This is a genomic window from Endozoicomonas atrinae (genome assembly GCF_001647025.1).
In the GTDB taxonomy this organism is placed as follows: domain Bacteria; phylum Pseudomonadota; class Gammaproteobacteria; order Pseudomonadales; family Endozoicomonadaceae; genus Endozoicomonas; species Endozoicomonas atrinae.
Genome location: NZ_LUKQ02000224.1, coordinates 1 through 8,668, shown reverse-complemented (window position 1 = coordinate 8,668; position 8,668 = coordinate 1). Strand labels below are relative to the sequence as shown.

General features: G+C 45.7%; 9 protein-coding genes. 7 read left to right on the top strand and 2 right to left on the bottom strand.

Annotation, left to right across the window (positions count from 1 at the left end):
* Position 1 precedes the first annotated feature (1 nt).
* Positions 2–706 carry a GIN domain-containing protein gene (locus tag AK963_RS21910; RefSeq protein ID WP_066017554.1) on the bottom strand — a complete coding sequence of 235 codons (705 nt, stop codon included), beginning with the start codon at positions 704–706 and terminating at the stop codon, positions 2–4.
* A gap of 373 nt (positions 707–1,079) precedes the next feature.
* Here AK963_RS21910 and AK963_RS21905 point away from each other — a divergent pair, with 373 nt between their 5' ends.
* The 4 genes from AK963_RS21905 (at position 1,080) to AK963_RS21890 (ending at position 5,821) form a co-directional block, all read left to right on the top strand.
* The gene (locus tag AK963_RS21905; protein ID WP_066017553.1) at positions 1,080–2,132 is read left to right on the top strand and encodes a type I glyceraldehyde-3-phosphate dehydrogenase; all 1,053 of its coding nucleotides are present in this window, start codon (positions 1,080–1,082) and stop codon (positions 2,130–2,132) included.
* 491 nt (positions 2,133–2,623) lie between these two features.
* A complete protein-coding gene (locus AK963_RS21900; RefSeq protein ID WP_066017552.1) occupies positions 2,624–3,790 on the top strand; it encodes a phosphoglycerate kinase in 1,167 nt (388 codons plus the stop codon).
* A gap of 445 nt (positions 3,791–4,235) precedes the next feature.
* A complete protein-coding gene (locus tag AK963_RS21895; protein WP_066017551.1) occupies positions 4,236–4,862 on the top strand; it encodes a transcription termination/antitermination NusG family protein in 627 nt (208 codons plus the stop codon).
* Positions 4,862–5,821 carry an alpha/beta hydrolase gene (locus tag AK963_RS21890; RefSeq protein WP_066017550.1) on the top strand — a complete coding sequence of 320 codons (960 nt, stop codon included), beginning with the start codon at positions 4,862–4,864 and terminating at the stop codon, positions 5,819–5,821. Before AK963_RS21895 ends, AK963_RS21890 begins: the two co-directional genes overlap by 1 nt.
* Here the strand turns inward: AK963_RS21890 and AK963_RS21885 are convergent.
* Positions 5,812–6,225 (bottom strand): VOC family protein, encoded by a 414-nt coding sequence (locus AK963_RS21885; RefSeq protein WP_066017549.1) that lies wholly within the window; start codon positions 6,223–6,225, stop codon positions 5,812–5,814. The two genes, AK963_RS21890 and AK963_RS21885, sit on opposite strands and share 10 nt — an antisense overlap.
* A 244-nt stretch (positions 6,226–6,469) precedes the next feature.
* Between AK963_RS21885 and AK963_RS21880 the strand changes: the two genes are divergently transcribed.
* From AK963_RS21880 to AK963_RS21870, 3 genes are all read left to right on the top strand, one after another.
* Positions 6,470–6,982 (top strand): helix-turn-helix transcriptional regulator, encoded by a 513-nt coding sequence (locus AK963_RS21880; RefSeq protein ID WP_202969825.1) that lies wholly within the window; start codon positions 6,470–6,472, stop codon positions 6,980–6,982.
* On the top strand, positions 6,979–7,821 hold the full coding sequence (gene nfo, locus AK963_RS21875) for a deoxyribonuclease IV (protein WP_066017547.1): 843 nt from the start codon (positions 6,979–6,981) through the stop codon (positions 7,819–7,821). Before AK963_RS21880 ends, nfo begins: the two co-directional genes overlap by 4 nt.
* 314 nt (positions 7,822–8,135) lie before the next feature.
* On the top strand, positions 8,136–8,561 hold the full coding sequence (locus AK963_RS21870; protein WP_066017546.1) for a hypothetical protein: 426 nt from the start codon (positions 8,136–8,138) through the stop codon (positions 8,559–8,561).
* Positions 8,562–8,668: the final 107 nt, after the last annotated feature.

Below are 8,668 nucleotides of genomic sequence, written 5' to 3'. Positions count from 1 at the left end.
ACTATGAAGATATTATCAATAAATGCTGTGAGGCATGGAATGAATTACTTTCTGAAGTTGGCCGATTGAAAAGTCTATGCTCCCGTTCATGGGCTGTTATTTCATAATTTAAAAATGGAATTGGTATAAGCCCACTGGCTTTAGCCATCTCACAGATGGGAGACCAGACATCGATCCTCACTTTCTTCTTGCCGGCTGAATAGCCCGGTTTAAATCCAACTTTCAGCTCACCGTTCTCAACTCGAGTATCCAGATAATCATGGATATCTGCATGGATATCTGGCTGTGCTGTTATTTCAATAGGGCGGGCAGAACCATTATGCCAATAAAGCTTAACTTTCCCCGAAATAGACAGAGCCTGAAAGCTGCCAACATCCCGGCTTATTGTCACGGGCTCTCCAGCACCTTTGATAGAATCAGAGTCTGTTGAAGAACCACTAAATACGGGAACATGACCATCAGAACGTTTACTGCTGCCAAACAGAATGGCCAATCCAGACACAGCGGAAACCAGACCAAGTACCGCAGACAAAGCATAAAAACCTGAAGCGCAGAGAGCCACAGCGGCAACCCCCGACACTATACAGGTCACCACCTTTAACACCTTAACAGTACGACCAAGCCAACTTCCGGAATCAGAAGCTGCCGAATGGTCCTGAGAAGGACTCAAGTCATGCTGAGCATGTATAGGATTACCCTCAATCATAAATTATATTCCATTAATAAATTAATAAATGTTTTTTTAGAGTGATAAAATATTAAAAAGTTCCTTCTGCGAACAATGAATATATATCGAGTAAAAGGCCTGTTTTGGATAATTAGCAGAGTGCTCAATCAAAATAGGTCTTTCAAGAAAGGCTATTCTCCCGACGAGATCAGCGATAGTATTCGATGCATCCGGTCCAGGAGATGGAACGGTTGAAGGCCTGCCAACTCACCAACATTCTGGATATGGAGCCAGTTTATTGTTAATCGACTCTCGGATTAGACGTGGTGTTGCAAGCCTTGGAGGTTAGTCACATTCCCGATATTTTTCTGTACAATACCTGACGCCAACAATAGCTGGAATAAAACAAGCGATGAAATACAGGGTGGCCATTAATGGGTATGGGCGAATCGGTCAGTGTGTAATGCGTGCACTGTATGAAAATGGCTATTGTCATAACCCTGTGCATGGGATGGAAGTGGTCGCCATCAATGAACTGGCGAATATCGAAACGCTGGCCTATCTGACACGATATGACACCACTCATGGTCGTTTTCCGGTCCAAGTGTCCGCAGATGATAGCCACCTGTTTATCGGCGATGACCGAATTCGGGTTTTTAACGAGCCGGATCCACGAAAAATCAACTGGAAAGACCTGAACATTGACCTGCTATTGGAGTGCTCTGGCTCTTTTAATGACCGAACCACTGCAAACCTCCATATTGAAAGGGGAGTGCCCCGCCTGCTCTTTTCCCAGCCAGCCAAACCTGATGTGGATGCAACCATCGTATATGGTATCAATGAGGATCAGTTAAACCCTGAGCACCGTATTGTCTCCAGCGCATCCTGTACCACCAACTGTATTGTACCTGTGCTCAAAACGTTGAATGACTCCCTGGGAATTGAATACGGCTCCATGACCACCATCCATTCAGCCATGAATGATCAGCCGGTTATCGATGCCTATCACCAGAACGACCTCCGCCTTACCCGCAGTGCGCTGCACTCCATCATTCCGGTTGACACAGGCCTTGCCAAAGGGATTAACCGTTTGCTGCCTGAGCTCAAGGGGCGCTTTAAAACAAGCGCGGTCCGGGTTCCTACCATTAATGTTTCATGTATCGATCTTACGGTACATGTCAGCAGAGACACGTCAGCAGCAGAAATTAATCGTATTCTGCAGCAGGCAACCTATGGCCGCCTGGAAGGCATACTGGGTTTTACCAACGAGCCTCACGCTTCGGTAGATTTCAACCATGATGCTCGCTCATGCATTGTTGACGGTACTCAAACCCATGTATCAGCCAGCCGCCTCGTCAGGCTGCTTTGCTGGTTTGATAATGAATGGGGGTTTGCTAACCGAATGCTTGATGTTTCTGCTCACTGGTTGAAAATGATCTGGGCCAGTAAAAATGGACAACATTAGTAAACAGTTCCCTGCATTTCAGGAACTGATCAGTTGGCTTGAAACTCAGCTTAAATAACGCCAGCCGTTCGTAGTTTCATCGCTTTATCACGAATGATTGAAGGAGCTTAGACTAACGTTTCTGACTGTTAGCAGATCGAACTGCTATGCTGATTTCAAAATACGTTATGACTTGTATGTCGGATACTTCATTTTACTTGTGAAAGTCCCTGCGGATAAGCAGGTCATAATCAGCCATTTCATCGCCATAGCTAACGTTTTCAAACAACTTTCACCAGAAACTTGTGACCCTCAGAAAACCCTTGAAACACCGCTTGATTCAAGTCATTAGAGCGTATCAATGAATACCTGAAGCGTAATTTATATGCTATTGTCCCCGACGTTTTTCCGCTGTTCCGAAGTTATCCCCGGCAATCTTTACAGGGCAGGCATAAACAGACTGTGTTTACCCTGAGAAAGTCAGCCATGAGTGAATATCAAGAGGGCTCCCCATGAACGTTTTAAAAATGACCGATCTGGACCTGGCAGGTAAACGCGTACTGATCCGTGAAGACCTCAATGTTCCAGTAAAAGACGGCAAGGTCACCAGTGACGCTCGTATTCTGGCTTCTCTGCCAACCATCAAGCAGGCTCTCGAAGCCGGTGCTCACGTTATGGTTACCTCTCACTTGGGTCGCCCTACTGAAGGTGAGTATGAAGAGCAATTTTCACTGAAGCCGGTTGCCGATTACATTGGCAATCTGCTGGGCAAGGAAATTCGTCTGGTTAAAGATTGGGTTGACGGCGGCTTTGAAGTGGCTGCCGGTGAGCTGGTTATCCTGGAAAACTGCCGCTTCAACGCCGGCGAAAAGAAAGACGACGAAGCCCTTTCCCGTAAAATGGCAGCCCTGTGCGATATCTATGTGATGGACGCATTTGGCACCGCACACCGTGCCCAGGCATCTACTCACGGTGTTGGCAAGTTTGCTTCGGTTGCCTGTGCTGGCCCACTGCTGGCCGCTGAATTGGAAGCGCTTGGCAAAGCCATGGATAAACCTGAGCGTCCAATGACAGCCATTGTTGGTGGTTCCAAGGTTTCCACAAAGTTGACTGTTCTTGAGTCTCTGTCTGGCATTTGTGACCAGCTGATCGTTGGTGGTGGTATCGCAAACACCTTCCTCGCAGCTGCAGGCAAAAATGTAGGCAAGTCCCTCTATGAAGCAGACCTTATCCCTCAGGCCAAAGCCCTGATGGATAAGTGTGATATCCCGATGCCAATCGATGTTGTCTGCGGTAAGAAATTCGATGAGAACGAGCCAGCCATCATCAAATCGGTTGATGAAGTTGAAGATGATGACATGATCTTTGACGTTGGCCCTGAAACCCAGAAGCTGTTTGCGGATGTCCTGACTGCTGCAAAAACCATTCTGTGGAATGGTCCAGTCGGTGTTTTCGAGTTTGATCAGTTCGGTGAAGGTACACGTTCACTGTCCATGGCAATTGCCAACTCTGACGCATTCTCGATTGCTGGTGGTGGCGATACTCTGGCCGCTATCGACAAGTACGGAATTAAAGAAAAAGTGTCGTACATATCTACTGGTGGCGGCGCATTCCTTGAGTTTGTCGAAGGCAAGGTTCTGCCTGCAGTAGCCATGCTCGAAGAAGCAGCCAAGCGCTGATCACTCGGTTAAAAAGACCGGAAGAAAATAGATTTTCTTCCGGTTCCCCTCTATCAAACTCCCTGTTTACTTGCTTCCCTGACAAAATAGTCTTTCCTTACAGGACACTACCGCTCATAGAGTATTGTCTGAATAATAGAGTCCTGTAGAATGCTCTCGTTGAACACCTGTAGATCAGCTGATCCTATTGGTTACAAAAACCATCTGCCAGCCTGTGTTAACACATTTTTTACTGGCGTGTTTCTTGTATTCAGGGCTTACACTGGCCTTTGCTGTACTGTGCTGCGCTCGGTAAATAGGGAAAGTGTTAACCGTACGACAGCCCGGCCGCTTGCCATATTAGCTGAATGGCTGATTATGAAGTTCACATATTGCAGGGAACCGCTTCCGGGCACTTTACCTGCCAGTTTATTATTTTCAGTAAACTTCGCCAAAAGGATTTGTTATGTCATCTAGCGAAGCAGCTTTGAAACATGGATGGTATCTGCTGAAAGCCAAATACAGAGAGGAGGTTCGTGCTCAGGATAACCTTGAGCACCAGGGCTTTGAGGCCTATTGCCCACTGATTCAGGAAAAAAGTACCCGAGTTCCCCTGTTCCCTGGCTATCTGTTCATCAGGTTAAGCAGGAAAGACCTTCCCTCTTATCACAAAATCCGTTCCACTCGGGGAATCACTCAGGTAGTTCGTTTCAACAAGATCAGTCACAAGCTTTTTAATGAAGGGCGACTACCCAAAGGGGATCTGGGGAAGCTACTGCCCAGCCCGATACCCAACGGTGACCAGCTGATCGACCAGATTGAGGCATTTGTCTGGAAATACAATGGATGCATTCCTGATGATAAGCCAGTCTCCATCCGCTTCAGAGAAGGCGAGTCGGTGCTTTATGACAACCCTCTTTTCCGACACCTTGAAAGTACGTTTGTAAAAGGTGTTAATATGGATCGTGGCATTATTCTTATCCAGTTCATTGAAAGCCTTCGTACTGATGAAGGCATTGAAGAACAGGTTATTGCCAGAAGAGAGATAGAAGTTCCCTTGAAAGACCTCCAGAAAGTATCTGAAGAGCGTTAATGGACAAACTTAAGCTTATCTCTGATATACGCCCACTCTCGCATAATAGCCTGGTGACTCCATATCCTCACGAACAGGCATACTTTGAGTATTACAGCATTGACCTGGAAAACCACATCCCTGATATCCAGCACTCCCTGGGCTATATAAACAGCACTGATTACCGAATTGCCTGCCACTTATACACTAGGCCTGAAGCTAAAGGCTCTGTATTTCTCCTGCACGGCTACTATGACCATGTTGGTTTATTTGAGCATATTATCCGCTTCTTTCTGGAGGAAGGTTACAACGTTCTGGCGTATGACCTTCCTGGTCATGGGCTTTCCAGTGGACAACCGGCAACCATCGAAGACTTCGAACTCTATCGTCTGGTTCTGGAAGATGTAATGCGTTACTGCGAGTCAATACTGCCCAAGCCCTGGCTTGCCTATGGCCAAAGCACAGGGTGCGCCATTATTACAGAGCTATTGAACCAACACACCAGACAAAGCATGCCTATGCCTTTTGATCAGGTTATATTGTCAGCACCTCTGGTTCGCCCGTGGTTGTGGAAACTCAGTCGTATCCAGCTCTATCTGGTCAGGCCATTTATTCGACAGATTCCCCGACAATTCAAAGATAACTGTCGGGATAAAAGCTTCCTGAACAAAGCGCACAATGATCCTCTGGCGCCTACTGTTCTGCCAACCCAGTGGGTCTCTGCCCTGGATCGATGGATCCAAAGAATAGAGGTATCTGAAGTACAGATTCCAATAAGGCCTCTTATCCTGCAAGGCACGGATGACAAAACCGTTGATGGGCAACACAACATTAAGGCTTTGTGCCGACTCTATCACTCACCCAAAGTACTTTGGCTCGAAGGAGCTCGCCATCATCTGCCCAATGAACTTCAGGAAACCAGAGAGCATTATATGCAATGGCTTTCAGAGTCTATGAGCACTAAACCGCATCAGTACTGATTTCTCAATGAAACATCCGCTGTGGAATATTCAATGAACTCCCACTCCATACCATTGTTATCAAAGTAATAATGGCGTCGTCTATACTGTCCTTCTTCACGGAAAGAAGCATCTTCCTGGTAGCCTGCTGCAACCAGTCTTTCATCAATTGAATCCAGCTCATTGGTGACAAAGCCCAGGTGGTTCAATCCATGCCCTTCGTAATCACTATCCAGCCTGCGACCTGACTGCTCATTCAGTGCCAGGTACGTCTTCTCAGAGCCCACATGAACCCATTTTCGACCCGTTTTCTGACTTTTCCCCCCACCTCTGACAGAGAACTCCGGAAATGCTGCAGTCAAAAAACGAATAGCCTCATCAATCGATGGAACTGTGACGTTGGCGTGTTCAAGGTAAACTCTCATCCGTACACCTCATATTTATAAACTTTTTTATTTACATATTCAGCCTACGACTACAATCTTATTTTGTAAAGCATTTGGTTTACAAAATAATGGGTACTCCATATAATCCAAAGCTATGAAAGATAAGAAAACTCTGGACCAGATCCTTAATTACTTAAAAACAGAAGGGCCTTTGACAGCTGGTGATTTGGGCAAGCGGCTAAATATCACAAGCATGGGTGCTCGTGGCCACCTGGAAAAACTGATGGACAGAGCATTGGTGGATACCACCACTATTCGCAGTGGTGTTGGACGTCCAAGGAAAACATGGCATCTGACCCCAAGAGCTCAATCCCAATTTCCTGACCGTCATGACCAGCTGACTCTGGAGATGATCATTTCCGTAAAAGAAATCTTTGGTGACGAGGGTCTTACTCAACTGATTGAACATCGTAGTCAGAGTTCGGAGCGGATCTATCAGGAAAAGCTTGCCGTGCATTCCACACTGGCATCAAAAATAGCAGCACTCGCCAAGATAAGAACCGATGAAGGCTACATGGCTTCTTACAGCAAAGAAGATGACGGTTTTTTATTTATCGAAAACCATTGTCCAATCTGCGCTGCTGCGCAGGCCTGCCAAGGATTCTGTCGCTCTGAGTTACAGGTTTTCAGAACACTTTTTACGCCAGATGCAACGGTAAATCGGACTGAATACATTTTAGATGGTGCCCGCCGTTGCGCATATCGCATAGAACCTACAGGAAGTCCCAATCAATGAAATATGTTGGAGCACATGTCAGTGCGGCCGGTGGTGTAGAAAATGCCCCAGTAAATGCTCATGAATTAGGCGCAACTGCCTTTGCCCTGTTTACAAAAAATCAAAGACAGTGGAATGCCAAACCGCTCTCAATGAAGAGCATTGAGCTGTTTAGAGAACGCTGCGAGAAGTACCACTTCAAACCTGAACAGATTCTTCCCCACGACAGCTACCTGATTAACCTGGGTCATCCAGAACAGGAAGCACTTGAGAAGTCTCGCCTTGCATTTATTGATGAGGTGGAACGATGCATGCAGCTTGGGCTTGACCGCCTTAATTTCCACCCGGGCAGTCACCTGAGAAAAATTGATATAGCAGACTGCCTGAGCAGAATTGCCCAGTCTATCAATATGGCTCTTGAGCAAACTCAGGGCGTGATTGCGGTGATAGAGAATACTGCAGGCCAGGGAAGCAACCTGGGGTGGCAATTTGAAGAAATTGCCGAAATCATTGATCAGGTTGAAGACAAAAGCCGGATCGGGGTCTGTTTGGATACCTGCCATACTTTTGCTGCCGGTTACGACCTTCGGACCCAGGATGCCTGCCAGAAAACGTTTGCCGAGTTCGAAAAAATCATTGGTTTTAACTACCTGAAAGGTATGCACCTGAATGACTCAAAAGGCGAACTGGGCTCACGAAAAGACCGGCACCATAGCCTTGGTCAGGGTGAAATTGGCTGGGAGGTATTCCGCTATATCATGACTGATAGCCGTTTCGATGGTATTCCCATGGTTTTGGAAACCATTGACGAAACTATCTGGGCTGATGAAATAAACGCTTTGAAAATGATGTCTGCATAACATTTATAGAGCGATAAGCTAACTGTCGGAGGCTTATCGCTCTTTCGAAGGAAACTACCTCCCTTCAGAAAAAAATCAGCCAATTGCTGACCAACAACTTATAAAGCACCATATTTTACAACTTCTTGCCCATCAGTTGATTGAACCGGTTTTCACAAAAATACCAAAAAAATAAAACGAACGTTTTTCTGAAAAAAATGTCCAACTTTCATAAGTGTAATCTTACAAGCCATCTCACTGAATCACCAAAAGCAGAAAGCTCAGTTTTATTCATTAGAATCAGATAGTTATTTCACAGAGGGAGCTGATAAAGCATGGGCCAGGAAGCAATACCAAGCGATGATAAACTCTATTCGGATGTATTTGTAGATCAGGTACTGCCAGAATTAGCCGTATCGGAAGAATTGGATAATAACAGGAAAAAGTTCAGTGAAGAACTAATGCCACGGACAGGCAAACCTCTGAATCATCGAGCACTCAAAGTAGTCTACGTAGGAAGAGGTCCGAATGCTCTTCGGAATGCATTGCAGTTAAAAGCAAAAAATCCTGATACAGATATAGAAATGTTTGAAAAGAGACCGGAATACGTTCGAAATCACACGGTTAACATTGATGACAAATGCTTCAAATCATTAAAGTGTTATGATAATCAAATTTTAAAAGAAGGAATGGATCAACTTAGAAATAAAATTCTCAGGCAGCATGGCCATATCAGTTGTAATACCAATCGCATTTTCTAAATCCTTAAGCTGCCGCCAACTATGCTTAGGCATCATTACCATGCATTATCTAGAACAGATGTCTCGTCGACCACAGCTACCCGAAGGTTTTAATGATGTTGATTTTC